Origin of the sequence: Niallia sp. Man26, from assembly GCF_022049065.2 — a bacterium.
Taxonomy (GTDB): domain Bacteria; phylum Bacillota; class Bacilli; order Bacillales; family Cytobacillaceae; genus Niallia.
Genome location: NZ_CP095744.1, coordinates 273,872 through 300,540, shown reverse-complemented (window position 1 = coordinate 300,540; position 26,669 = coordinate 273,872). Strand labels below are relative to the sequence as shown.

Sequence of the window (26,669 nt, the reverse complement as noted above, 5' to 3'; positions counted from 1 at the left end):
GAAACACATTAAAATAAAGATTGTAAAGAATTGTATAAACTTTTAGGAGCGAAAAGCATGAAAATTGTCTTTACCTTTCCAGGGCAAGGAGAACAAGTTCCTGGAATGCTGAGTGATGTGCCAGACTATGTGAATCAGGTGAAAGAGAGTATCGGAATTACTTTGTGTGATGATAAGGAGGCTTTTCAGTCGACTTTTTGGGTGCAGTTAGCTTTATTTGTGAAAGGAGTAGCTGCTGCGAGAGAGTTAATGGAGAAAGGGATTACTCCGCAGTTTGTTGCTGGACATTCGATTGGTGCATTTGCGGCAGCGGTTATTGCTGGTGTATTGACTTTTGACGATGCTATTAAACTAGTATATCAGCGGGCAAAACGAACGGAGGAAGCATATCCAGAAGGTTATGGAATGGGTGTAATCAGCGGACTTACGGAGCGTGAAGTGAAAAAGGCAGTTGAACTTTCACATACGCAAGCATCACCTGTGTTTCTTTCCAATCTTAACTCAGAACTGCAGATTGCCGTTTCTGGAACTCTGAAAGGAATACATACAGCATTCAAACATGCGCAAGATCTTGGTGCCAGAAAAACAACAATGCTTAAAGTAGCAATCCCATCACACTGTCCATTAATGGCTGATGTTTCACGAGAACTGCTGGAGTTAGTAGGTACATTTACTTTAAATAATCCGAAAATTCCTTATTTGGCAAATCACACTGGAAGAGTTATAAGACAAAAAGATAAAATCGCAGAAGACTTGGCTTTAAATGTAGCCTATCCTGTGCGCTGGCATGACATGGCTGAGATATGTGTTGAGTCTGGTGCGGATACTTTTGTTGAAATGCCGCCTGGTAATGTATTAACGAATCTTGTTAAGCAAGCACATGGAACAACACGGCAAATCGCTGTCGATAAAGTCGGTCTGGAAGCAACATGTTATTTAATTAATAAATGGAAGGAGCAAGCAGAGTGAATAAATGGACGCAAAAGCGTGATAAAAAACGAGCGAAATTAGATAAAGCAAGCCGCTTGCTGGACGGAAAATTTGTAGACACCTCTCGGATTGTAGAGCTGATGGAATTACTTATTGAACCAGGCTCAAGAGTAGTGTTAGAAGGAGATAATCAAAAGCAGGCGTCATTCCTGTCTAAGAAACTGTTAGAAGTAGACCCTGCCAAGGTAAATGAGCTGCATATGATCATGTCGAGCATCTCGATGCCTGAACATTTAGATATATTTGAATACGGAATCGCTTCAAAAATTGATTTTTCCTACTCTGGTTCGCAAAGCTTGCGTGTTGCACAAATGATTGAAGATGGAACGTTAAAGCTTGGCGATATACATACCTATTTAGAGTTATTTGGACGTCTGTTTATTGATTTAATCCCGGATGTTGTTTTAGTTGCGGCAGATAAAGCAGATAAGGACGGAAACTTGTATACAGGTAATAATACAGAAGAGACACCAACGATTGTAGAAGCAGCTGCCTTTAAAGATGGCATTGTTATTGTGCAGGTTAATGACATTGTGGATGAATTGCCTCGTGTTGATATACCAGGGTCATGGGTTGATGTGGTAGTAAAAGCAGATAAGCCATATGTCATTGAAGCGCTTTTCACAAGAGATCCGCAAAACATTACCGAATTACAAGTGCTGATGGGCATGATGGCCATTAAGGGGGTATATGGAAAACATAATGTCCAGTCTTTAAATCATGGGATTGGCTTTAATACAGCTGCCATCGAGCTGTTGCTGCCTACATACGGGGAACAGCTCGGTTTAAAAGGAAAAATTGCTAGACATTGGGCGTTAAATCCTCATCCAACATTAATACCGGCAATTGAAAGCGGCTGGGTCGAAAGTGTGCACAGCTTTGGCAGTGAAGTCGGCATGGAGAACTATATTGCAGCTCGACCTGATATCTTTTTCGTCGGCCAAGATGGTTCGATGCGCTCTAACCGTGCATTATGCCAAGTTGCAGGACAATTTGCGGTTGATATGTTTATCGGTTCAACACTGCAAATGGACGCACAAGCTAATTCCTCAACAGTAACAGCAGGACGCTTAGCCGGGTTTGGAGGAGCACCGAATATGGGCCATGATCCGCGCGGACGCCGCCATGCAACACCAGCATGGCTTGAAATGATTGAAAAACCGCATGAGCTGGCAAAAGGCCGTAAGCTTGTCGTGCAAATGGTCGAAACATTCGGTGCCAATAAAAAGCCGGTGTTTGTTGATTCGTTAGATGCGATTCAAGTAAAAACACAGTCAGGACTTGCGGTTACACCAACGATGATTTACGGCGATGATGTGACCCATGTTATTACAGAGGAAGGCATCGCTTATCTTTATAAGTCTGACAGCTTAGAAGAACGGAAAAAAGCACTTGCTGCAATTGCTGGTGTGACGCCTTTAGGGATGGAAAGCAAAGAAAGAGATGTTAGGAGCCTGAGAGACCAAGGCATTGTCGCCTATCCAGAGGATCTTGGCATTGCCAGACAGCAAGCAAAACGCTCTCTTCTTGCTGCAAGGTCTGTTAGTGATTTAGTAGAGTGGTCAGAAGGTCTTTACGTGCCGCCTGCAAAATTCCGGAGCTGGTCTTAATATGCTGGCAGTTAAATCTGCAGCACTTGTAGAGGAATTAGCTTCCAAAGCAGTAAAAGCGTTAATCGATGAAGCAATGCTCACCCCTAAGCCAGGGTTAGTAGATGCAAACAATAACGGCTCCCATACTGATATGTCCCTTGAACTCATGCTGAAATCAGCAAAAGCATTAGAAGGAACATTTAGAGAGATTGCCTTCGTTTCTTATCTTCATCCTGTGAATCAAAAGCTTCGTGAGAAAATAGCAGCCATAGGAAGACAAGGGGAGCAGGCGATGCTTTCTGCTACTAATGGCATCAATACACATAAAGGTGCGATTTGGGCATTGGGGTTATTGGTTAGTGCAAAGGCTTCTCTTCCAGAGGAAAAGAACCCTATTAAGATATTAGAAACGGCAGGAGAAATTGCTTCCTTTAAAGACAGGTTCACACCAAATAATCAAACCCATGGACAGGCAGTAAAAAAGAAGTATGCAGTTATGGGGGCACAAGAAGAAGCACAATTCGGTTTCCCTCATATCCGTGATGCATCTTTACTTGCCTTACTTAAAGCTCGGGCTGCAGAAAAGCCAGAAGAGGAAGCACAAATAGAAGCATTGCTGGCTTTAATGGCAACCGTCGATGATACATGTATATTACACCGTGGGGATTGGGCGGATTTAGTTGCAATAAAAACGATGGCAGGAGAATTTTTACTTTGGGATGGGTTCGCAACCACTAAGGGAAGAGAGATTTTCCAATGCTTATCTGATTACTGTAAAACAAAGCGCCTATCGCCGGGAGGCAGCGCCGATTTATTAGCAGCAACACTATTTTTAGTCAGTTAATTACGGAGGTGTTCATCTATGGAAAAACTACAGTTTCACTTTGAAACTTCTAAATCGATTCAAACTGCAGCACATATAGGTGTTGTCGGTTCAGGAGATTTGGAAATCATTCTAGAGCCGGCAGAGGGAACAAAAACAGAAGTCAGCGTGCTCACCGGCAGTGATGGGTTTGGTGAAGTATGGGGCAATGTATTGGAACGTTTTTTCAACCGCTACCCTATTACCGCGAATATAACAATCCATGATTTCGGTGCAACACCAGGCGTTGTGCAGTTAAGGCTTACACAAGCATTGGAGGTGATCGGCTTTGCGGAATAGTTTAGTAGAATTAAATGGCCGTGAGCGGGCACAAGCATTAGTGGACAAAGGTACATTCCGCGAGCTGCTGGGACCGCTCGATAAAATGCAGTCACCCCATTTAGAGCCACAAGGAATTGTTCCGCAAAGTGATGATGGGGTTATCGTTGCTCGTGGGCTAATTAATCAAAAGCATGTTGTCGTTATTTCGTTAGAAGGTGCGTTTCAAGGCGGCGGCATTGGTGAAGTGAGCGGTGCGAAGATTGCTGGCGCACTGGAATTGGCCCTTGAAGAGAATAAACAAGGCAACCCTGTTTATCCAATTATCTTATTTGATACAGGCGGCGTCCGTCTGCAGGAAGCGAATTACGGATTATTGTCCATTTCCGAAATCTGCAATCAGATTGTAGCCTTACGTCAATACGTTCCTGTTGTTGGACTAATTCCAGGGAGAGTCGGCGCTTTCGGAGGCATGTCCATTGTCGCCGAACTATGTACAACATTGCTTGCAACAAATAAAGCACGGTTAGGTCTGAATGGACCAGAGGTTATCGAACAAGAAGCTGGTGTGATGGAATTTGATTCAAGTGATAAAGCATTGATTTGGAATACGATTGGTGCTAGTCAGCGGGAGAGAACAGGATTGCTGGAGGAAGTAGTGGAGGACGATGTTGAGTCGATTGTCGCTGCTATTAAAGCGGCGTTTTCAGCGGGAAAAAAATCGCCCAAAACAGAACAAGTCGAATTTCATCTTTCTTTATTAAAAGAAATGGATACTGCAATAGAATGGAATCCAAAACGATATGCTGAGTATTACAACCAGCATAAGGCAGTGAAGCAGTCTGTGCCAATGGCAACAGCAGGTGTTAGCGCTATGTCACAATCAAGAGGCTATAAATGGTTTTCTGCATTAACAGGTATCACACATCCTACTAGTGCAACACCATCCATTCTAGCTGCTGATGTAACTAAGAATGACCAACTTGCTCGTTATATAGCAATTGTACCGGATGCTAATAATCATTTTCCTAGAGCTCGGAATGGGGAAGTAGGTCTGCTTGAGGGCTGGACTGCTGCGCAAATAGTACGCGATGTCATCCATCAAGATGCAGACAAGGAAACAAAACGCCCTATTATCGCTATTATTGATGTACCAAGTCAGGCGTATGGCTATAAGGAAGAGCTGATTGGTATCAGCTTAGCATTAGCAGCAAGCGCAGATGCTTATGCAACAGCACGGCAAAAGGGCCATCCTGTTATTGGATTAATTGTCGGCAATGCTATCTCTGGCGGGTTTTTAGCTCATGGCTTACAGTCTAACCGGTTAATTGCACTTGACGATGACAAAATCAACATTCAAGCAATGTCAAAAGCCTCTGCAGCAAGAATTACAAAACGCACAATTGAACAGCTGGAAGAAGCAACGAAATCCGTGCCCTCAATGGCATATGATGTTCGCAGTTATCAATCATTAGGACCGCTGTATAAATTACTTGCCAATATTGATGCAGATTCTCCAACGGAAAAAGATATGGAAATAGTAGAGCAAACTTTAACAGAAGCAATTAATAGCACAAAGAATGCAGCGACTGATTTAAGCTTCCGTTTACAAACAGATGAAGCAAGAAACGGCGGCCGTGCTGCAACGATTAAAGTCCGTGAAATGTTGAGACAGCAATGGTAATTCAACCACATGACTTAATAAAAGTCTCTGATTTATCACAGCTGCAATGGAAGGAAGACAACGAATGGGTCACTGCCTCGTTAAGGCGTGCCCCATTCGTTGTCGTGCGCCGAGCGGAACAAACTAGTGATTATATTCCTGTAGGAATTCGAGGGGAGCAACGTAACCAGCGGCAAGCAGCGCTGCTACATCGAAACGGAATAGAAGAAATTATCACTCCATACAAACTAGCAGAACAAAAAAGCTGGAACTCATTAAACGCACAAAGACGAGAACTGCCGGTGTTAAGAAGCTTCAATAAAGTGGCAGAAATCATGGGCAACTGGCAGTGGGGTCCGACAGGCAGTGCCGGCTTTGAACTAGCGACTGGATATCAAGCTTTAAAGGAAACAAGCGACCTAGATATTGTAGTACAAGCACCGCAACCAATTGTGATCACAGAGGCAGAAGAGGTACTGCAGCAATTAGATCTTTTACCAATTCGCACAGATATCCAAATAGAAACAGGTAACGGTGCGTTTTTATTGCGAGAATGGATAAACAAACGAACAGATAAAATAATTTTACGTACCCAAAAGGGACCAGAATTGGTTTCTAACCCTTGGTAATAGAGGGATTCAAAAGAAAATTTATCATAGAAAAAGAGGGGAAATAGTTGAAGAACAGGTATTTTAAGAACTTTTTCCCGTCTATTGTTAAAGAATTAGGTGATACAGATATGAAAGAATTATCAGAAGCAGAACAAAGACAGCTAATTAAATTTATTATGGACATATGGGAAATGGGGAATTCTTAACTATATTAGAACAGTATTCCAAAGAATGGGGATATGGAGACGAATACGCGCGATATGTTTTTGCGAGTTATTACGAAAAATGGGAAGAAGATTACTTCGGTGAAGAAGGTATTATTTATTTCATTGATTATCGTGCTGTCGACGAAGATACCAAACGTTTTATCGATATCTAAAAGAAGACTGTGAAGAGTATTTACAAAAACGCCTAAAGAATAGAGAAAAGGTAAAGGAATATCTTCTGAAAATCAAAGGGAAATTTAATATTGAAGGATAGACTAAGTTGGTATAGCCCTACGAGTCCTTTAATTATAGTTATTTCTCATATACTATGCAGTAATTTTTACGCATCCAAAATGACAAAAAATTAATAACAATTAGCAATAAAGTAAGACTATAGAAACTCTGTACTAGGTAAAAGAGGGACAAACTGTTTATCTCTCCATTTTCTGTAAAAACATGCAAACTTAGTTTCTATTTTAAAATAATAACCTCCCAGCCTTATCTCAAAATAGCATTGATAATAAATAAATATAATATAATTAATTTTCTGAAAATATATTGACTTCTCTTTCCCTAGGTAGTAACTTATTGATTAGAAATTGTCGACAATCGACAATGAAGAAGGAGGTTTTCGTGTGGCAACTACCAATATTCAAGAATTTGTTGATTCTAACAGAACGAAGAATATAGATGAGCTTATCGCATTAGTTAAACAAAAAAGTATTAGCTCTAGCGGTGAAGGGATGCAGGAGACGGTTCTGAAAGTGTCTGAGCTGCTAGAAAGTCTGCAAGCAAAGACACAGGTCATTCAAACGGCTGGACACCCGATCGTGTTTGGTGAAATTAAAGGGGAGCAGGATTTTACGGTCTTATTGTATGGTCATTATGATGTGATGGCACCAGACCCAATTGATGCATGGGTCAGCCCTCCATTTGAACCAAGTATTAGAGATGGCCGCTTGTATGGCCGTGGTGTTGGTGATAATAAAGGTCAGCTAATGGCGCAATTACTTGGGATTAAGGCTTATTTAGAAATACATAAACAGCTTCCTTTTCATGTGAAATTTGTGTTTGAAGGGGAAGAAGAGCAAGGCAGTGCTAACCTTGCAGCATTTGTGGAAGAGCATAAAGATGGAATCTTACAATCTGATCTTGCCATTTCAATCGACGGCTCTTGTCATGAAAGCGGCGCACCTGTGCTTCGTCTTGGTGTTCGCGGTATGCTATATGTGGAGCTTGAAGCTGTATCTGCGAGCCAGGATAATCATTCCGGCAACACAGGCAATATCATTAAAAATCCGGCGTGGAAGTTAGTTGAATTATTGTCACAGATGCAGGGCGATGACGGCAAGGTGGCAATTAAAGATTTCTATAAAGGCGTACAAGCACCGAATGAACAAGAAAAAGCAATTTTAAACCGCATTCCTTATGATAGTGAAACATTAGCAGCTAAGATCGGGTTACCAAACCTGACTCTCTCCCAAGAAGAATACTTCACGAAATTAATGTATGAACCAACCTTAAACATTTCCGGTATCCATAGTGGTTATGTAGATGCAGGCGCAAAAACGGTTATACCGTCAAAAGCTTTGCTGAAGTTAGACATGCGTCTCGTCGGGAAGCAAAATCCTGATGAAATTTATCAAAATATCGAAAAAATGATTGAACCGCTTGAAGGTGTTTCTGTTTTAAAAATGGTATCCACTCCTCCGTCCAATACAAATATTGATTCCTTTTTTGTGAAACCTGTTTTAGCAGCACTTGAACAAGGCTTTGGCATTAAACCTATTTTAGAACCAGTTATGCCGGGAACGTTGCCAAACTATGTGTGGACAGATATTTTAAATGTTCCTGTTCTTATTGTGCCTTACGCTAACTTCGATCAAGCGAATCATGCGCCGAATGAAAACTTGAAGCTTGTTAATTTTGAAAGTGGCATTAAATCTACTTATCATATAATCTCGGAGATTTCTAAAATAATAGAAGGCGGAGTGAAGGCGAATGAGTACGTTAAAGGGAACTCGATCTAAATATTTTGTATTTACACTTGTGTACATAGGCTATTGTATTTGTTATATCGACAGGGCCGCTATTTCACTTGCTTTAACGTATATTGGAGCAGAATTCAACCTTGATGCAACCCAGCTCGGTTTTGTTGTCAGTGTTTTCTTCTTCAGCTATGCGTTAATGCAAATTCCAGGCGGCTGGTTAGCCGATAAGTTTGGTTCGAATATCGTTGCACTTATCGCGATCCTGTTATGGTCGCTCTTCACTGCGATGACAGGTATGGCCTGGTCATTAGTTTCCTTATTGTTTATTCGTATCCTTTTCGGGATTGGTGAAGGTGCTTATCCAACAGCTAGTTTGAAGGCAGTGTCTGAAGTATTTCCACAGTCGCAGCGACCAAAAGCAGTAACTGGTATGCTGTCTTCCAATTATGTTGGAAGTGCCATCGCACCGCTGATTATTGCACCATTAATCTTAGCTGTCGGCTGGAGAAGCACGTTTTATATTATTGGAGTTGTCGGTATCGTATTTGCAGTCTTTTACTACTTCTGGCTTCGCCCAATGAAGCAAACTACAGCCGCAACGCAAGCTAAAGCTAAAAATTCAATAAGCTATAAAGAGCTATTAAAAAGCACCATCATCTGGCAGTTAGTAATCATTTGTTTCGGTGTCAGTATCGTCAACAAAGGGCTAGATTCTTGGATGCCAACTTACTTGCTTAATGTTCGCGGTGTTGACTTAAAGGCAATCTCGATTCTCGTACCGCTCCCATTTATTGCTGCAGGTCTAGGGGCAGCAATAAGCGGATGGCTTATGATGAAGTTCTTCCAGCAAAAAGAAAAGTACTTGCTTAGTATTGTGTCTGTTTTAACAGCTGTTCTTATTTATGGAATGTATTCTTCTAAAACATTAACATCTGTTATCATCTTTCAAATACTAGTGTATTTCTTTAAATCCATTGCTTTTGGCTCTATCTTTGCTTTACTTGCAAGCTTCATCTTACCCGATAAGTTTGGTTCCGCTTCTGGCATTGTTAATTTCGGCGGACAGATCGCTGGTTTTGTTGCACCGCTTGCAATTGGATTCTTAATAGATTTATTTAATGGTTCATACAATGCGGCGTTTATGTTCTTGATTGCTGCTGTTGCCCTCTCCTTTATCGTTTCATTAACATTACGTGCTGTACCTAAAAGAAAGGAAGAAGAGGATGTTACTGCAAACCCAACAATTGCCCAATGAGATTTTTAATTATATGGTCAATCAAATCATTAATGGTGAATTGCCCCAAGGAAGCCGTATTCGAGAAAGTGATTATGCGGATAAATTCTCTGTCAGCCGTTCGCCTGTAAGAGAAGCATTATACCGGCTCGAGCAGGAAGGAATTGCTGTTAAAAAGCCGCGGAAAGGCAGCTTTGTCAAAGAATTCTCGACGCAAGATGTTTACGATATTTTTGAAATCAGAAACAATCTCGAACAAATGGCGATACGCCGCTTAAACCAAGTTGATATTTCTGATTATTCATTCAACTCTTTACAAGAAGAATTAAAGCAAATGAAAAATGTCAAAAATCAAGTGGACTATACGTTAATGAACTTTAACTTTCACTATCATATGATTTGTTTAAGCAATAGTGATGTTCTCCAAGAATTCTACTTGAAGCTGAAATATCCGTTGTTAATGTTCCAAAATCTTAACTTTACATTTGAAAATCGCATCAATCTCTCCATTTCGGAGCATGAAAAGATGCTTGATTTGATACAACGAGGCAAGTTTGACGAGCTGCAAGACATCTTGTTGACGCACAACAATCGCGTATTAACAAACTTAAAAGACTATTTAAAAAAACAATCTTAAGGAGTGTATGACCGTGAAAATTGATAAAATTGTGTTAAGAAAAGTAGACATCCCGTTAAAAGCACCATTCGAAACAAGCTTTGCTGCAATGACTGCAAAAAAATGCATCATTGTTGAGATTCATGGCGAAGGGAAAATTGGTTATGGAGAATGCTCAGCATTTGAATTCCCTTTATACAACGAAGAGTTTGTAAATGGCTGTTGGGCAGCATTACAAGATTGCTTAATTCCATTATTGCTAAAAGAAGGAGATATTGCCCATCCTGACGAAACAAGCACTATCTTTGAACATATCCGTAAAAATAACTTAGCAAAATCATCTATTAACTGTGCGCTTTGGGATCTGTATGCAAAAATCGAAAACAAACCAGTTTACCAGCTCCTTGGCGGAACAAAATCACAAGTAGAAACAGGGGTCAGCATCGGTATTCAAAAGGATGCTGCTACAATGGTTAAAGTTGTGCAAGGCTATTTAGATGAAGGCTACAGACGAGTTAAAATTAAAATCAAACCAGGCAAAGATGTTGAAATTATGAAAGCTGTTCGAGAAGAATTCAGCGACATTATGCTGATGGCAGACGCTAACTCTGCTTACACACTAGATGATATCGAGGTATTCAAAGAGCTAGATAAACTCGATTTAATCATGATCGAACAGCCGCTTGATCATGACGATATCGTGGACCATGCAACACTACAAGCACAAATCAATACAAAAATCTGTCTTGATGAAAGCATCAACACAGTTGAAGATGCACGAAAAGCTATCGAACTAGGAAGCTGCGGTATCATCAACATTAAAGTAGGCCGTGTTGGCGGGTTGACAGAAGCGAAAAAAATCCAAGCACTTTGTGAGTCCCACGGTATTCCAGTATGGTGCGGCGGCATGGTAGATTCAGGTATCGCACGTGCCCATAACATCGCTGCGGCAACATTATCAGGCTTCACACTGCCGAATGACATCGCAGCATCATCTCGTTATTACAACCAAGATATCATTAACCCAGCGATTGAATTAAACGGCACCTATGTAGATGTCCCACAACAAGCAGGACTTGGTTATGATATTGATGATTACGCACTAGATCAGTTTACTGTTGAAAAGAAAGTGGTTGTGAATGAGAGTGTAGCTGTCTAATAATAAAAGTTCAAACTGAATTGTTATCACCAATGTAGAACAATGACCTTAGCTTAAGCTAAGCTCATTTGGTTTTTTGGCAAGCGTTTTGAAAATAAAAAGACAGAATGTGAGCGTTATCTTGTTCTTATCCAGTTAATTTGGCACTTATCAGCACAAGATAACAGTCTCCTGAAATTTTGATTTATTATTGTGCACCAAACCAGGTTGTCTACATATGATGTTAGGGAATTGCATGGAGGACATGCTGTTCAAAAAAAACAATTCGCCTTTTGTATGGCAATTCCACTTGGTTCGCTTCCTTTCATTAAGTAGCCGCTCATTGAGCGGCTACTTTTTATACATATTTTAACCCACTTTGACATAGCCTTTTTATGTCCTATACATGATTGAAAAACACAGTTGAAGGAATTTCTGATGGTGAGGCGATCCTACGGAAAAAAGCTTCGTGTTAAATGTAAAAATATAGAAGAGAAAAATTAAGAGGTATCTGATATGACATCTCTTTTTAAATCAAATAAAAACCATGTTTTATTAAAGAATGTATAAGTTATTTTGATTGAAAGAAAATAACAGAAAGTTGCAAGAAAAAATACATAGTGATTTACCCACGATTTTATATGCAGAAGCGGGCATGTTTGCCATCTTGGCAGAGCCAGATAACTTGTTATATCTGGCTTTTGAGGCTCTTGAACTTGCCCGTAGAGGCTCAATGTCAAATCATTTATAGGTCTGCACCTTTTATTGCAATAGTCTGCATAATAATCTTGCAAACTTATGTAGTTTATTTTTGCGAAACACAACCTCTTAGATCAACATCGCTTAATCCTTCGTAATAGGAAACTTCTCCATTTTCACCATAAACGGGTTTAAGGTAAATATAGAGGGAACGGTAAGATATAGTTTCTGGTTTAAACACCGCGTAAACATAGTCTACCCCTGATATATCATCTGTAACACTTGCTCTAACTTTGATAATGTCGCCAAGTTCTAAAACTTCCTTATCAGGTAATTCGATTTCAACATTATGGCGCATTGACATCTGGAGCAGCATTTGAGCTATTTGGGTTGTAAGAATATAAAAAAACATGCTAAACCAAAAATAAAACTCATTAATTTAAACTTTGGTATTTCTCTCATAAATTGAACCTCATCTCTAATATTGTAAAAGCATTAATATATCACCATTTTCATAGTGAAATGTAATTACTTTCCTATTGAATTCAATGTAAAAACATTTTTATTGTAATAAACACTAAAAAAGAGTCTTTTTATGTTGTTTACTGTCGAAAAAAGACGAAAAATACAAACTTACAACTAGGAAATAAGTATGATATAGTTGTAAATTGTGGTAACATATGAAAATTTTTAGGGGGAAAAAATGTGTTAAAGAAATTTAATGTTTTTATTTTTAGTATTATTTTAGTTTTCTTATCTTTTAGCACTAGTACTAAAGCCGCAGCAATAAATAGAGATATTGAAAATAATAACTCTATTAACTCAGCTTCATTAATTAATGTTAATACTTCATACTCTGGTGTACTAACTGGTTATAGTGATCTGGATTACTATAAGTTTACATTGTCCAGTCCAGGTAATGTTACATTAGAGATAAGTAATGCTAACGGTACAAAAAGAATTAAATTGTTAGATTCAACTGGAGAGGAATTCACTTCATTTAATAATCGCTCCAATTTAGAAGGTAATACAAGCAAGGAAGTAGGATTACCAGCAGGATCGTATTATGTACTTTTAGACGATAATTATGATTCAAACGCTAAATATGAATTTACAGTTAAGTATAATGCAAGTAATAATTATGAAAAGGAATGGAATGACTCGTTTAGGGCTGCCAATCAAATTAACTTAAATCAAGTATATAAAGGTACTCTACAAAATGGTTCAGATGAAGATTATTTTAAATTTACATTAACTAGTCCAGGAAATGTTAAGTTAAATGGTAGTAATATTGATAGATATAAACGCATGGGCATATATGATGCAAATGGTAATAACTTTGCAGAGTTTACTACTAAAGATGGATATGAGGGTAATTCTTCAGTTCAAGTTGGATTACCTATTGGTACTTATTATGTTAGAATCAGTGACTATCCAGGCAGTGATATTGCATATGCATTTTCTGTAGAATATACAAAGAGTGATTTCTATGAAAAGGAATGGAATGACTCATTTGTTACTGCCAATAATATTGCTCTGAATCAAACCTACAAAGGCATTTTACAAAATGGTTCAGATGAAGATTATTTTAAATTTAGTCTACCAGCAAGTAGTAGTGTCAACATTGAATTAAGCAATGCTGATCGTTACAAAACATTTTATGTATATAATCAGGCTGGCAGTGAAGTAGCAAATTTAAGAACCGTTGACAATGGAAGTGGTAATTCAGTCCTTAAACTCAATTTAACAAATGGAAATTATTTTATTAGAGTTGCAAATTATCCTGGTAGTTATATATCTTATCAATTTAATGTTAAGGCAACATTTATAACTTCTACACCAGCCTCTGATCAAGTTGCAGTTACAAATAACACTGGTAAATCTGATGTTGTTTCTGTTGGTAAATTAAAAACTGGTGATATTGTTAAGATTTATGATAAAAGTGGTAAACTACTAGGAACTTCAAAAGCAGTTGCTAGTGGTAGTACGAGTACAACTGTTAGTATTTCTCAAATAGGCAAAGATAAGGGAAGTATTTTTATTACAGTTACAAGTCCAACTATGAAAGAAAGTAGCAAAAAAGAAATCAGTTTTGCAGCTGAAAAAATCAGTGAGACATTGAAATCTAGTCAAGTATCAATAAAGAATAATAAAGGTAAGAATGATACCGTAACAGTCAATGGATTGCAAGCTGGGAATATAGTCAAGGTTTATGATTCTAAAGGTAAACTAATTTCTACATCAAAAGCAGTTGAAAAAGGCAAAACAAGTACGAGTGTAAGCATTAAGCAACTAGGAACTAAAAAAGGATCGGTACAAGTTACAGTTACAATGCCTGGTAAATTAGAGAGTAGCAAACTATCTAAATCATTTTCTGGTGAAGTAACGAGTGCAACTCCAAGTGTAAGTAATGTATCTGCTTCAGTTTCAATGACTGTTAAGAGACTTAAAGAAGGAGATATTGTAAAAGTTTACAATGAATCTGGAAAAGTTATTAGTACTTCTAAAGCTGTAGGAAAAGGAAAGTCAAGTATTTCAGTGAGTGTTACTAAGCAAGTAAGTAAGCAAGAAAAGTTTTATATTACTGTTACAAGTAAGGGGGCGGAAGAGAGCTCTAAAGTAACTGTATACCTATAATAAGTTAAAAGCTGATTGACGTTTTGTTAATCAGCTTTTTAGTTTTACTAATAAAGTTATTAGCGCAATTATTTATTACTCCTTTGTCAATTAGTGAAAATAAATTAATTTAAACGTCTGGTAATACCTTGTTTTTTATAGCTAATATGCGATAAAAAAACCCATAAGGTATTGAAAGAGGTGTTATAACTGAATTGGGCAGAATGGAAAGAAAACAACATGAGCAATTATGAAAAATACTTTACTATTTTTATGCCGATTGTATGCTACAAATAAAAAAGAAGATGTTGGATATAGATATAGGTCAAAGAGAAATAGCAGAGATGACTGGTTTAACACAACCTGCTATTTCTAGGATGTTCAATATGGATACTATTCCTAGAATAGATACATTACTGAAGGTTCTGTATGCTCTTGGTATTGAGATGAAGATTGGGAGCAAAGAGTAAATTGAAAAGAGGCGATACGAGTGCCTAACACAAAAGTAGTAATAACAAAGGATTGCGTTGTATTAAATGGTCAAGTGAAATGGAAAGATGGTATGGTTTTATCTATGTAGATAAATAAAATGATGGAAGTGGAACGATTAAACGTCTAAAAAAAGAAAGCTTTCATTATTATAAGAAAATTATTGAAACAAATGGTGCTAGTATTGAGCTTCCAACAGCAGATGAAAAGGTAGAGATTTAAATAACAGAGGAAAGCTGATTTTTATGGGGGTGGAGCGATTGCAGCAAACCAAGCAGAAGGTGCTTGGGATAAGGACGGTAAGGGAATGTCTGTGGCAGATGTAGCAATGTATAAGCCGAATATAGATAAAAGCGATTATGTCAGTCAGTGGCATGTTAGTCCAGAACAAATAGAAGAGGCCATGCAAACAGATGATACTGTTTATTATCCGAAAAGACGCTGCATTGACTTTTATCATCGCTATGAAGAGGATTTAGCATTAATGGAAGAAATGGGCATGAAATGTTTGCGAGTATCTATTGCTTGGACGAGGCTTTTTCCAACAGGTACAGAAGAAGAGCCGATTCAAGCGGCTATTGATTACTATGTACGTCTTTTTAAAGAAATGCGCAGAAGAAATATTGAACCACTTGTTACCCTGTCTCATTACGAGATGCCACTCTATCTAGTTAATCATTATGATGGCTGGGTTTCCCGTGAGGTAGTAGATATGTTTGTTACCTATTCGAAGGTATGCTTTAAACACTTTGGAGAGTATGTTAAGTATTGGCTAACCTTTAATGAAATTGACAGTGTTTTTAGACATCCATTTACAACAGTTGGTGTGGTAGAAGAAAAGTATGCGAGTAAAAAAGACGCAGAGGCAGCAATCTATCAAGCATTGCACCATCAATTTGTTGCAAGCAGCTTAGCAACGAAATAAAATGATTGAAAATGCTCAAGTTGGCTGTATGCTGACAAAAACACTCGCTTACCCATTAACCTCGAACCTAGAGGATGTCCTGCTTGCACAAAGACATAATCGAGACAACTTCTTCTATGCAGATGTTCAGGTATTTGGCGAATATCCACTTTTCATGAAGCGTTATTTAGTAGACAATGGTATTGTTATTAAAAGACTAGAAGGAGACGATGAAATTTTAAAACAGCATACCGTTGACTTTGTTTCCTTCAGCTACTATATGTCGATGATTAAAAGTGTGAATGAAGATAAAATGGAAAAGGTCGGCGGCAATTTAATTACGAGCGTAAAAAATCCACTCTTAGATATTAGTGACTGGGGCTGGCAAGTAGATCCTGTCGGCTTGCGTATGTCACTGATTGATTTATATGACCGTTATCATTTGCCATTGTTTGTTGTTGAGAATGGAATTGGCTCGATTGATGAATTAGTCGATGGCAAGGTGAATGATGATTATCGCATTGATTATTTCCGCAAGCATTTTGAGCAAATGAACATCGCCTGCAAGGAAGGAGTCGAAATGCTGGGCTATACATCATGGGGCTGTATTGATATCGTAAGTGCGTCTACCTCACAAATGTCAAAACGTTACGGCTTAATCTATGTTGATGCAGATGATTTAGGAAACGGTTCTTATTACAGAATTAAAAAGGACTCCTTTTATTGGTATAAGAAGGTTATAAAGACGAACGGTGCAGAATTGTAACACTAAAAGAGAAATTGAGCCCACTCAATTTCTCTTTTTTTATGAAAAATTCGCCGGAAAAATCCGAGTTTCTTCCATTATATATACCCTCACAAATTTCGCAGCACACTACTCGCATTATTACGATATCTTTGCCCTGCCTGTACATACCGATCGACCATTTCTCTCGTCTTATGGCCAGTCTGTTTCATGATCGCAATATCGGTCATTCCCATCATCGCCGCACTTGTCGATAAGCCGCTTCGCAAGCTGTGTCCGCCAAACTGTCTTGGGTCCATACCGGCTAAGGCGACATACTTTTTAATGATTAAGGAAATCGACTTATCACTAAGTCTTCCATTTATATTGCCATGGCGATCAATGGAGCGGAACAACGCGCCGTTGAAAAGCTTTGCTGTTTCGATCCAATCCTCTGTTGCTTTGACAGGGCAATATTCATTATTGGAAAACACAACCCCTTTAATTAAATCATCATTTCTTGTTTTCGTGTCACGGACACTAACGTCCATGCCGAAATCATGAAATTCCAAATCATCGACATTAATCGCCACTAACTCTGACCGTCTGCTGGCAAGGGCAAAGCCTAATAAGATAATTGCTTTGTCGCGGACTCCTGCTAAGGTGGCAGTATCTATCTCACTTATTAAATCAGGCAGGTTTTGGAGCATCAATGCTTTCTTCGGTCTTTGCCGTGATCCTTTTTCTCTTCGTATCCCATCCATCAATGCAATCACTTCTAAGCTTTTCGTGGGACTGACATGCATGCTCATTTTATGTGCTTCACTGATAGATGCAATTCGTCTTCTTAATGTCGAGAATTTATGTGATTCAGCCAGCTCTGTTAAATAGAAGCAAATTGTTTCCACTTCGGCAGGGAGGGGGGAGACATTATGTAAGGCACACCAATCGGTGAAATGCTTCCAATCTGCATAATAGCTTTTTTTCGTATTATTGCTTTTCGAGTGGGAGATATAATAGTTTATTTTGTCCATTTGCTGCTTTGTAAATGCAGGGGTATTTTTATGATCTGGAACGAGCATTTGTTCCTCTCCTAACTGCTTTTCTTGACTTCCGATAACTATATATTATCGGAAGTCAGCTTAAATGAGAAGTATTTAAGCCATTTTTAAGTAAAAATTTCTTATTTAGCCATTGTTTTTTCCATAAAACAGAATGTTTCTGAGGAGCTCTACAAGGAAATTAGGTGAATGGTTATCCATTGAAGAAAAGTTAATTTCGTCAGAGAGCGAATCTCTGCATTCCTAATATTTGGTATAAAATGACTGCAATTGTATGCGCTATTTTTAATCCTCGCATTAATAACTAATTATCTTGTAACACATACTAAGTTAGAAAAAATATTCCTTTCTACTAGAAGCAATCATGCCGGTAGTGAAAATATTTAAATATTTTATTGGAGGGCTATTAATGAAGAGCTTTAAAAGGTTTGGTTATGTATTAATGATTTTTGCATTAATGGTCATCGCTGCAGGATGCGGTGGCGGTAATGAAAATGCAGATAACGGTGACGAAAATTCTGGTTCCTTAGTTGTTTCTGGTTCCTCTGCTATGCAGCCGTTAATTGCTGCAGCGGCAGAAGAGTTTATGGCTGAAAATCCAAATGCAGATGTCCAAGTAAACGCAGGTGGCTCTGGTACGGGGTTATCTCAAGTATCTGAAGGTTCTGTTGATATTGGTAACTCTGATGTGTATGCAGAAGAAAAAGAAGGCATTAAGGCTGATGAGCTAGTGGATCATAAAGTAGCAGTTGTCGGTATCACTGCTGCCGTTAATCCGAATGTAGGAATTACAGATATTTCGAAAGAGGATTTAATTAAGGTTTTCACAGGTAAAATTACAAACTGGAAGGATGTTGGCGGTAAAGACCAAAAAATCGTCCTCGTGAATCGTCCTGATTCTTCTGGAACTCGTGCAGTCTTTAATAAATTTGGTCTCGATGATGCAACACCTGCAGAAGGGATAACAGAGGACTCGTCTAATACAGTGAAGAAAATCTTAACGGAAACAGAAGGTGCAGTAGGTTATCTTGCTTTCTCCTATTTTACAGATGATTCTATAACAGCACTGTCTGTTGATGGAGTTGAGGCAAAAGAAGAAAATGTGCAAAATGGAACATTCCCAATCTGGGCCTATCAGCATTCCTACACGAAAGGGGAACCAAAAGGCTTAACAAAATCATTTCTTGATTATGTCATGTCAGAAGACATTCAAAGCACATTGCTGAAAGAGCAAGGATATTTACCTGTAACAGAAATGAAGGTAGAAAGAGATGCTGAGGGTAATCTGAAGGATCTTTAAAAAATTGAACAGGGTAGATGCTTTTATATGCATTTACCCTGTTAAGCCATAAGGGGAGGTTTTTTAGCATGAGAGAAAAAACGATTCCTGCAAAAGACAGATTATTGAAATCAGCAAAAACAGGAGTAGGCAATGAGTTCCGCGGGAAAATTCTCGTGACATTATGTGCAATCATTATGATTGCTGTGACGATTTCTATTACAATTTTCCTTGGAGTAAAAGGACTGCAATCATTTATTAAAAACGGAATTAGCCCGCTCGAGTTTTTGACAAGCACTGATTGGAATCCAACGAATAAAGCCAATCCAAAATTCGGGGCATTTCCATTTATTTTTGGCTCCTTTGCGGTCACTTTTCTGTCTGCGCTTGTCGCAGCGCCACTTGGTATAGGAGCTGCTATTTTCATGACAGAGATTGCTCCTTCTTGGGGGAAAAAGATAATTCAGCCTGTCATTGAACTGCTTGTTGGGATTCCATCTGTTGTGTATGGATTTATTGGATTATCCGTATTAGTGCCGTTTATTAGAGATAATATCGGTGGTCTCGGTTTTAGTTTACTTGCGGGAACAATTGTACTCTCCATTATGATATTGCCTACAATTACAAGTATTGCTACAGATGCAATGAGTTCTCTACCTAATAATTTACGGGAAGGTTCATTTGCACTCGGAGCTACTCGGTGGCAGACAATATGGAAGGTTCTTATTCCAGCAGCACTGCCAACTTTGCTTACAGCAGTGATTTTAGGGATGGCACGTGCATTTGGTGAAGCATTAGCTGTGCAAATGGTAATTGGAAATGTAAAGGATTTGCCATCTAGCTTTCTTGATGCAGCTGCAACATTAACAACGATTATTACGTTGAATATGGGCCATACAACATACGGCAGTGTGGAAAATAATACACTTTGGTCGATGGGACTGATTTTGTTAATTATGTCATTTATCTTTATTATCCTCATTCGTTATGTGTCATCAAGGAGGAAAATGTAATGAACAGTAAAACAGCAGACCGTGTTGCAACAGTTGTATTAGTTGCTATTGCCACCATCATAGTATGTATATTAGTTGGATTGTTTGCTTATATTTTATTTAATGGTTTACGTTATGTTTCCCTTGATTTTCTAACATCGCCTTCCAGTAATGTTCGTGCTGGCGGCGGGGTTAGGGACCAGCTGTTTAATTCTTTATATATTCTTGTAATTACCATGATAATTTCTCTTCCTCTTGGAATTGGCGGCGGAATATTTATGGCAGAATACGCCCGACCTGGAAAAGTAACCGATATTATTCGCTCTTGTATTGAAGTATTATCATCTCTCCCATCCATTGTTATTGGAATGTTTGGTTTATTAATGTTTGTGAACTTGACTGGCTGGGGATACACAATATTAGGGGGAGCTTTGGCGCTTACCGTTTTTAATCTTCCTGTTCTAGTCAGGGTAAGTGAAGATGCTATTCGAACTGTTCCAAGAGAACTGAAGGAAGGAAGTCTTGCTCTTGGTATTACCCATTGGCATACGATTAAAACAGTTATTCTGCCTAGTGCGTTTCCTTCAATTCTGACTGGTGCGATTCTTGCATCAGGGCGTGTCTTTGGCGAAGCTGCCGCCTTGCTGTTTACAGCAGGACTTTCCACACCAAGGTTAAATTATCTTGATTGGAATCCGTTTTCTGACAGATCACCGCTGAATATCTTCCGGCCTGCCGAGACACTGGCTGTCCACATTTGGTCTGTTAATACACAAGGCTTAATTCCAGACATTGAACAAGTTTCTAATGGCGCATCTGCGGTTTTAATTTTGGCAGTCTTAATTTTCAACTTATTAGCAAGATGGATTGGAACACTTATTCATAAAAAAATCACGGCAACGAAATAGAAGGCTGGTGAAAAAAATGAGCACACCTATTTTAGATGTAAAAAATCTCGAATTTTTTTATGGAGATAAGCGGGCAGTTAACGGGATTTCTATGCAGATTGAAAAGAATTCCATCACAGCGCTAATTGGTCCTTCCGGCTGTGGAAAATCAACGTTTTTACGGACAGTTAACAGAATGAATGATCTTATTCCAGGTGCGAGGGCACAAGGAGAGATACTGTACGAGGACATTAATTTATTATCAGACGATATAAATGTCGTTGCATTACGAAAGGAAATCGGGATGGTTTTTCAAAAGCCTAATCCATTTCCGAAATCAATTTATGATAATATTACGCACGCTTTGAAATATAATGGAGTAAGGAAGAAAGCAGAGCTTGATCGCATTGTAGAAGAAAGCTTAACGAAAGCCGCCCTATGGGAGGAAGTAAAGGACAGGCTTCATAAATCAGCTTTATCTTTATCTGGTGGTCAGCAGCAGCGGCTTTGTATTGCGAGAACCATAGCCATGAAACCAACTGTGATGCTCCTTGATGAACCGTCCTCTGCACTAGATCCGATTTCTAATGCGAAGGTAGAAGAATTAATATTAGAGCTGAAGAAGGATTATACCATTATCATTGTGACCCATAATATGTCACAGGCATCACGTATTTCGGATAAAACCGCCTTCTTTTTCTCTGGTGATTTAATTGAATACGATGTGACGGAAACGATATTCACGGCGCCTTCTAATCAGAAGACGGAAGAATATATTTCCGGCCGGTTCGGATAAGGAGGAAAAGAATTGTCTACAGATATTAGTACGAAGGCGATTTTCGATTGTGTCGATCTCAATTTATGGTATGGTGACCATCATGCATTAAAGGAAATCAACTTTCCTATTAATGAAAAGGAGGTTACCGCGATCATCGGTCCTTCCGGCTGCGGGAAGTCGACGTTCATCAAAACATTGAACTTAATGATCAAATATGTGCCGAATGTAAGGATGGCAGGAGAGATCAACTTTGACAAACAAAATATTTTAAGTGACAGACTGGATCTTGTTGAATTACGAAAGAAGGTAGGAATGGTATTCCAAAAGGGTAATCCATTTCCTCAATCGATCTTTGACAATGTTGCTTATGGACCTAGAATACACGGCATCAAGAAGAAAGAAGAACTCAATAACATTGTGGAAAGCTCCCTGAAGGATGTTGCTTTATGGGATGAGGTGAAGGATCGTTTGAACGGTCCAGCACTTGGCTTGTCAGGAGGACAGCAGCAACGGTTATGTATCGCAAGAGCGCTTGCAACAAAGCCAGATGTACTGTTGATGGATGAACCGACGTCTGCATTAGACCCGATTTCAACCTTAAAGATTGAGGAATTAATTTTAAAATTAAAGGAAAAATACACAATTGTCATTGTTACCCATAATATGCAGCAGGCTTCAAGGGTATCAGATAAAACCGCCTTCTTTTTAATGGGTCAGCTTATTGAGCTGGATAATACGCAGAAGATATTCTCGAATCCTGCCGATGAACGGACAGAAGGCTATATCTCAGGAAGATTTGGATAATGGGAGTGAGCTCATGAATATAAGATCAAACTTCGATAGTAACTTGAATCAATTAAAGGATATGCTGATGGAAATGGCCCGCCTTTCGGAGGTTTCCATCCAGGACAGCATCCAAGTACTTATTAAGCAAGATTTGGAACAAGCGAAACAAATTATTGACCGAGACACAGCAATTGATGATTTAGAAAATGATATTAATGATAAAGCCATATCTTTAATTGCGATGGAAGCACCTGTTGCAAGAGACTTGCGCAAAATTATTGTTGCTTTGAAAATATCTTCTGAAGTGGAGCGCATTGCAGATAATGCAGTGAATATCGCAAAATCAACATTGCATATCGGCAACGAAAAACTGATTAAGGAAATAGTCGATATCCCAAAGATGATGGATATGGCATTGAAAATGCTTAGCGATTCCTTACAGTCCTTTTTGCAGGAGGATGTTGCTCTAGCAAGACAATGTGCACAAGAGGACGATAAAGTGGATGAAATGTATGGCATGCTTGTTAAAGAGTTAATGGGCTATCTCAAGCAAAATCCTGATAATACAAACCAGATAACACAGCTTGCCTTTGTGTGCAGATACATTGAAAGAGTAGCAGACCATTCAACCAATATTGCGGAGCATGTTATTTATTTAGTTACTGGAAAGCGCTATGATTTAAATGCATAAAAAAACAGGAGCAGGATAGAATCCGCTCCTGTTTTTGATTATCGCAGCATTGTTAGTGTGTGAGGTGGGGGATGCGGCAACTTAATCATATTGTAGAGCATAAATATGTCAAAAGTATGTCCGGATTTTGTTAAAACTTAAAATAAATGGCTGTAATAGAAAAAAACCTTATCCTGTTAAAAGGATAAGGTTTTTTTCTGTCATTAAAGAACTTCGCCGTTTGTTTCAATAACTTTTTTATACCAGTTAAAGGATTCTTTCTTAAAGCGTTTCATGCTGCCGTTGCCTTCATTATCACGGTCAACATAAATCATTCCGTAGCGTTTCTTCATTTCTCCTGTAGTGAAGGAAACGATATCAATGATACCCCAAGGTGTGTATCCGATAAGATCAACGCCGTCGTATTCAACTGCTTTTTCTAATGCTTCAATATGAGATTTCAAGTATTGAATTCTTTCTGGGTCATGGATAGAGCCATCCTCACTGATTGTGTCGATAGCGCCAAAGCCGTTCTCTACAATAAACAACGGAATTTGATAGCGATCATAGAAGCGGTTTAATGTATAGCGCAATCCTGTCGGATCAATTGCCCAGCCCCAGTCACTTGACTTAATATAAGGATTTTCTACACCATTTCGTAATGCGCCGTTAACGATGTTGCCAGTGTTGTCATTTACTACATCGCTTTTTACAGTCGTTGACATATAGTAGCTGAAGCCTAAATAATCAACCGTACCATTGCGTAATATCTCGTCATCGCCTTCTTCGAATTTGATATTATAGCCTTCTCGTTCAAATTCTTTTAATGCGTATTTTGGATAAACGCCGCGTACATGCACATCAGGGAAGAAGTAGCGCTGTCTCATTTCTTCTTCTGCAAGCATGATGTCTTCTGGATTAGAAGAGAACGGGTAAATAGGAACATGTGATACCATTGCCCCAATTTGGAATTCTGGATTGATTTTCTTGCCGGCAGAAACAGCTAATGCACTAGCAATCAATTCATGATGACCTGTTTGGTACATAACTTCTTTTGGATTTTCGCCATCTTTAATCGTAACACCAGAATTTGTCCATAAGAATAATGGGTTGTCTACATCCATTTGGTTATTAATTTCATTGAATGTCATCCAGTATTTCACTTTATCTTTATAACGGTTGAAAACAACCTCTGCGAACTTCACAAAATAATCGACGACTTTACGATTGCGGAAACCGCCGTATTCTCTTGCTAAATGCAATGGCATTTCAAAGTGAGAAAGAGTGATAACAGGCTCAATGCCATTGCTTAACAATTCGTCAAACACATTATCATAGAATTGCAAGCCTTCTTCATTCGGTGTAGCTTCATCACCTTTCGGGAAAATTCTGCTCCAGCCGATAGAAGTTCTTAGGCATTTTAAGCCCATTTCAGCAAACAATGCGATATCTTCTTTGTAATGATGATAAAAATCGATTGCTTCATGGTTAGGATAAAACTCATTTTCCTCAATCGTATCCGTGATTTTTCTGGCAACACCATGTTCACCAGCTGTCAAAACATCGACGACACTTGGACCTTTTCCGCCTGCATTCCAGCCACCTTCAAATTGATGAGCAGCAAGTGCGCCGCCCCATAGGAAATCTTTTGGTAATTTACTCATGTTTGTATTCCTCCTCATTTAATTACTGTAAATAATGTTTGATTAAAAGTACAATTTTCCACTTTCTCGATGATAACTTCTTCGTAAGCGAATGCGTTAGTAACAATGACAGGTGTGATTGTCTTTAATCCTTTACTCTCAATATAGTCTTTATCAAATTCAATTAATAAATCACCTTTATTGAATTTTTCGCCATCTTTAACCTTGACGGTGAATGGGCTGCCATCGAGTGTAACAGTATCCAAACCAATGTGAATAAGCAATTCAACACCAGTTTCTGATCTTAGGCCTATTGCGTGTTTTGTTGGGGCAATCATCACAACAGTGCCTTCAAATGGTGCAATCACTTTATTTTCTGTTGGTTCAATGGCAATTCCTTGCCCCATGGCACCTGAACTAAATACTTCATCAGGCACTTGAGAGAGAGGAACAACCTTGCCGCTAATTGGAGAGTTAACAGTAAGCTCTGTGATCGTTGTTGCTGCAATTTCCGGAGCGCTTGATGTGTTAGTATTTTCTTGACTTGCTGTTTTGCTGCTGTCATTTGTTTCTCCATAACCGAAAATTTGCACAAGCACAACTGGTAGGATGATGGCAATTGCTGCCCCGATCAATATTCCCCAAACGGACATTGGATAGTCTTCATTGATGCCGTTTACGATTGTTAACGGACCAGGCAAGCCTGCATATGCAAAGTAGTATGGGTTAAAAAAGCTTGCTGTAATCGCCCCAATACCGCCGCCGATACATCCGAAGATGAATGGCTTTTTGAATCGTAAGTTAACCCCATAAATCGCAGGCTCGGTAATTCCGAAAATACCAGTTACGCCTGCAGACACACTGACTTTTCTTGTTTCTTGGCTTTTGGCCTTTAAGATTACCCCTAAAACTGCTCCAACCTGTGCGATAACAGCAATCGTTTGATAGGCTTGGAAGGAATCACGGCCGTATAAATCAAAGTTGGCCAATACCATCGGGGTAACTCCCCAGTGAACACCAAAGATGACGATAACTTGCCATAAAGAGCCGATGATAGCACCAGCAACAATTGGTGCATTTTCTGCCAAGAAATTATAGCCGTTAGCAATGCCGTTTGCGCCCATTGTTGTTAGCGGGCCAATAAGTGTGATGGTTAACGGTACCATAATAACTAAACTGAAAAAGGGAACAAATAATGGCTTAATTACTTCATTGATGTACTTATTTAAGAAACGTTCCAAATAAGACAAGATCCACACTAAGAAGAGCGGAGGTAATACGGATGAAGTATAAGTTGTTTCTGTTAAAGCGATTCCAATAAAGTTAATATTTGAACCTTCAGAAATTTGTGCAGCCATTTCTGCCCAAGTCGGGCTCACTAATGCAGCACAACAGGCCACTGCAATATAAGTATTTGTTTTAAAATGCTTGGACGCAGTAATTGCGATAAAAATCGGCAAAAAAGTGAATGGAGCCCAAGAAATAAAGCTCAATACTTGATAGGTGCCAGTTTCTGCGAAACTATCAAACAATAAGTTTATGATAATCAATAAACCTTGCAAAATACCAGCTGCTGCCAAGATATAAACAAATGGCGCAAACACTGCAGACATCGTGGCGATGATACGGTTGAGGATGGTTCCTTTATTTTCATTTTCCGTATGTACTGCATCTAAATTAATCAGATTAGAAAAATGCTCATAAACCTCTCCGACATGCTGACCAATTACAACTTGAAATTGTCCGCCGTTTTCTACAACCGTTACAACTCCCGGCATTGCAGAAATTTCTTCTTTCGCTTGCGGGTTAGAGCGCTTTAATACTAAACGCAATCTTGTCGCACATCTTGTTGCACTGACTATGTTGTCCTCACCACCGACAGCGCTCAAAATATCTTTAGCTAACTTCGGATAATCTCTAACATTTCCTGCCAATTTGTACCCCTCCTTCAATCCTTTA

The 26,669-nt window shown here is 38.9% G+C and carries 24 protein-coding genes and 1 pseudogene; 21 read left to right on the top strand and 4 right to left on the bottom strand.

All coding sequences use genetic code 11. The features are described 5' to 3' along the window. Positions 1–57: 57 nt before the first annotated feature. The 12 genes from L8T27_RS20945 (at position 58) to menC (ending at position 11,203) form a co-directional block, all read left to right on the top strand. Entirely contained in the window at positions 58–969 is a 912-nt protein-coding gene (locus L8T27_RS20945; protein ID WP_237942764.1) for an ACP S-malonyltransferase, read from the top strand. Next, on the top strand, positions 966–2,600 hold the full coding sequence (mdcA, locus tag L8T27_RS20940; RefSeq protein WP_481858867.1) for a malonate decarboxylase subunit alpha: 1,635 nt from the start codon (positions 966–968) through the stop codon (positions 2,598–2,600). Before L8T27_RS20945 ends, mdcA begins: the two co-directional genes overlap by 4 nt. 1 nt (position 2,601) lies before the next feature. Further along, a complete protein-coding gene (locus tag L8T27_RS20935; RefSeq protein ID WP_237942760.1) occupies positions 2,602–3,426 on the top strand; it encodes a triphosphoribosyl-dephospho-CoA synthase in 825 nt (274 codons plus the stop codon). An 18-nt stretch (positions 3,427–3,444) separates the two neighbouring features. Next, positions 3,445–3,744, top strand: a complete 300-nt coding sequence (locus tag L8T27_RS20930; RefSeq protein WP_237942758.1) for a malonate decarboxylase subunit delta — start codon at positions 3,445–3,447, stop codon at positions 3,742–3,744. After that, complete coding sequence (gene mdcD / locus L8T27_RS20925) at positions 3,734–5,407, top strand: biotin-independent malonate decarboxylase subunit beta (protein WP_237942756.1); 1,674 nt, start codon at positions 3,734–3,736, stop codon at positions 5,405–5,407. The genes L8T27_RS20930 and mdcD overlap by 11 nt, the downstream gene beginning before the upstream one ends. Further along, positions 5,401–6,015, top strand: a complete 615-nt coding sequence (locus L8T27_RS20920) for a malonate decarboxylase holo-ACP synthase (protein ID WP_237942754.1) — start codon at positions 5,401–5,403, stop codon at positions 6,013–6,015. Before mdcD ends, L8T27_RS20920 begins: the two co-directional genes overlap by 7 nt. 47 nt (positions 6,016–6,062) lie before the next feature. Next, positions 6,063–6,203, top strand: a complete 141-nt coding sequence (locus L8T27_RS20915; RefSeq protein WP_237942752.1) for a hypothetical protein — start codon at positions 6,063–6,065, stop codon at positions 6,201–6,203. Beyond that, complete coding sequence (gene cdiI, locus L8T27_RS20910) at positions 6,182–6,376, top strand: ribonuclease toxin immunity protein CdiI (RefSeq protein ID WP_237942750.1); 195 nt, start codon at positions 6,182–6,184, stop codon at positions 6,374–6,376. Before L8T27_RS20915 ends, cdiI begins: the two co-directional genes overlap by 22 nt. 462 nt (positions 6,377–6,838) lie before the next feature. After that, positions 6,839–8,233 (top strand): M20/M25/M40 family metallo-hydrolase, encoded by a 1,395-nt coding sequence (locus tag L8T27_RS20905; protein WP_237942748.1) that lies wholly within the window; start codon positions 6,839–6,841, stop codon positions 8,231–8,233. Beyond that, positions 8,205–9,449 carry an MFS transporter gene (locus L8T27_RS20900; protein WP_237942746.1) on the top strand — a complete coding sequence of 415 codons (1,245 nt, stop codon included), beginning with the start codon at positions 8,205–8,207 and terminating at the stop codon, positions 9,447–9,449. The genes L8T27_RS20905 and L8T27_RS20900 overlap by 29 nt, the downstream gene beginning before the upstream one ends. After that, a complete protein-coding gene (locus L8T27_RS20895; RefSeq protein ID WP_237942744.1) occupies positions 9,418–10,065 on the top strand; it encodes a GntR family transcriptional regulator in 648 nt (215 codons plus the stop codon). Before L8T27_RS20900 ends, L8T27_RS20895 begins: the two co-directional genes overlap by 32 nt. 7 nt (positions 10,066–10,072) lie before the next feature. Further along, the gene (gene menC / locus L8T27_RS20890) at positions 10,073–11,203 is read left to right on the top strand and encodes an o-succinylbenzoate synthase (RefSeq protein ID WP_481858866.1); all 1,131 of its coding nucleotides are present in this window, start codon (positions 10,073–10,075) and stop codon (positions 11,201–11,203) included. Between the two features lie 784 nt (positions 11,204–11,987). Here the strand turns inward: menC and L8T27_RS20885 are convergent. Then, on the bottom strand, positions 11,988–12,245 hold the full coding sequence (locus tag L8T27_RS20885) for a hypothetical protein (protein ID WP_248574494.1): 258 nt from the start codon (positions 12,243–12,245) through the stop codon (positions 11,988–11,990). A 341-nt stretch (positions 12,246–12,586) separates the two neighbouring features. Here L8T27_RS20885 and L8T27_RS20880 point away from each other — a divergent pair, with 341 nt between their 5' ends. From L8T27_RS20880 to L8T27_RS20870, 3 genes and pseudogenes are all read left to right on the top strand, one after another. Beyond that, the gene (locus L8T27_RS20880; RefSeq protein WP_237942739.1) at positions 12,587–14,518 is read left to right on the top strand and encodes a pre-peptidase C-terminal domain-containing protein; all 1,932 of its coding nucleotides are present in this window, start codon (positions 12,587–12,589) and stop codon (positions 14,516–14,518) included. A 263-nt stretch (positions 14,519–14,781) separates the two neighbouring features. Then, complete coding sequence (locus L8T27_RS20875) at positions 14,782–14,967, top strand: helix-turn-helix domain-containing protein (RefSeq protein WP_282581461.1); 186 nt, start codon at positions 14,782–14,784, stop codon at positions 14,965–14,967. 278 nt (positions 14,968–15,245) lie between these two features. Then, positions 15,246–16,656 (top strand): annotated as a pseudogene (locus tag L8T27_RS20870) (glycoside hydrolase family 1 protein). An 89-nt stretch (positions 16,657–16,745) separates the two neighbouring features. Here the strand turns inward: L8T27_RS20870 and L8T27_RS20865 are convergent. Continuing rightward, entirely contained in the window at positions 16,746–17,696 is a 951-nt protein-coding gene (locus L8T27_RS20865) for a site-specific integrase (protein WP_233315258.1), read from the bottom strand. 388 nt (positions 17,697–18,084) lie between these two features. Here L8T27_RS20865 and L8T27_RS20860 point away from each other — a divergent pair, with 388 nt between their 5' ends. The 6 genes from L8T27_RS20860 (at position 18,085) to phoU (ending at position 23,088) form a co-directional block, all read left to right on the top strand. Next, positions 18,085–18,975 carry a phosphate ABC transporter substrate-binding protein gene (locus L8T27_RS20860; protein ID WP_233315259.1) on the top strand — a complete coding sequence of 297 codons (891 nt, stop codon included), beginning with the start codon at positions 18,085–18,087 and terminating at the stop codon, positions 18,973–18,975. Positions 18,976–19,043: 68 nt separating this feature from the next. Further along, on the top strand, positions 19,044–19,967 hold the full coding sequence (gene pstC, locus L8T27_RS20855) for a phosphate ABC transporter permease subunit PstC (protein ID WP_233315260.1): 924 nt from the start codon (positions 19,044–19,046) through the stop codon (positions 19,965–19,967). Next, positions 19,967–20,854, top strand: coding sequence for a phosphate ABC transporter permease PstA (pstA, locus tag L8T27_RS20850; RefSeq protein WP_233315261.1), 888 nt, complete (start codon positions 19,967–19,969; stop codon positions 20,852–20,854). The genes pstC and pstA overlap by 1 nt, the downstream gene beginning before the upstream one ends. A gap of 16 nt (positions 20,855–20,870) precedes the next feature. Further along, entirely contained in the window at positions 20,871–21,629 is a 759-nt protein-coding gene (pstB, locus tag L8T27_RS20845) for a phosphate ABC transporter ATP-binding protein PstB (protein ID WP_233315262.1), read from the top strand. 12 nt (positions 21,630–21,641) lie between these two features. Next, positions 21,642–22,415, top strand: a complete 774-nt coding sequence (gene pstB, locus L8T27_RS20840; protein WP_237942737.1) for a phosphate ABC transporter ATP-binding protein PstB — start codon at positions 21,642–21,644, stop codon at positions 22,413–22,415. 13 nt (positions 22,416–22,428) lie between these two features. Then, positions 22,429–23,088 carry a phosphate signaling complex protein PhoU gene (phoU, locus tag L8T27_RS20835; protein ID WP_233315264.1) on the top strand — a complete coding sequence of 220 codons (660 nt, stop codon included), beginning with the start codon at positions 22,429–22,431 and terminating at the stop codon, positions 23,086–23,088. A 203-nt stretch (positions 23,089–23,291) separates the two neighbouring features. On the opposite strand, the gene bglA is transcribed toward phoU, so the two are convergent. Both bglA and L8T27_RS20825 read right to left on the bottom strand, forming a co-directional pair. Next, a complete protein-coding gene (gene bglA, locus L8T27_RS20830; protein WP_233315265.1) occupies positions 23,292–24,731 on the bottom strand; it encodes a 6-phospho-beta-glucosidase BglA in 1,440 nt (479 codons plus the stop codon). A gap of 14 nt (positions 24,732–24,745) precedes the next feature. After that, a complete protein-coding gene (locus L8T27_RS20825; RefSeq protein WP_237942735.1) occupies positions 24,746–26,644 on the bottom strand; it encodes a beta-glucoside-specific PTS transporter subunit IIABC in 1,899 nt (632 codons plus the stop codon). Positions 26,645–26,669 lie beyond the last annotated feature (25 nt).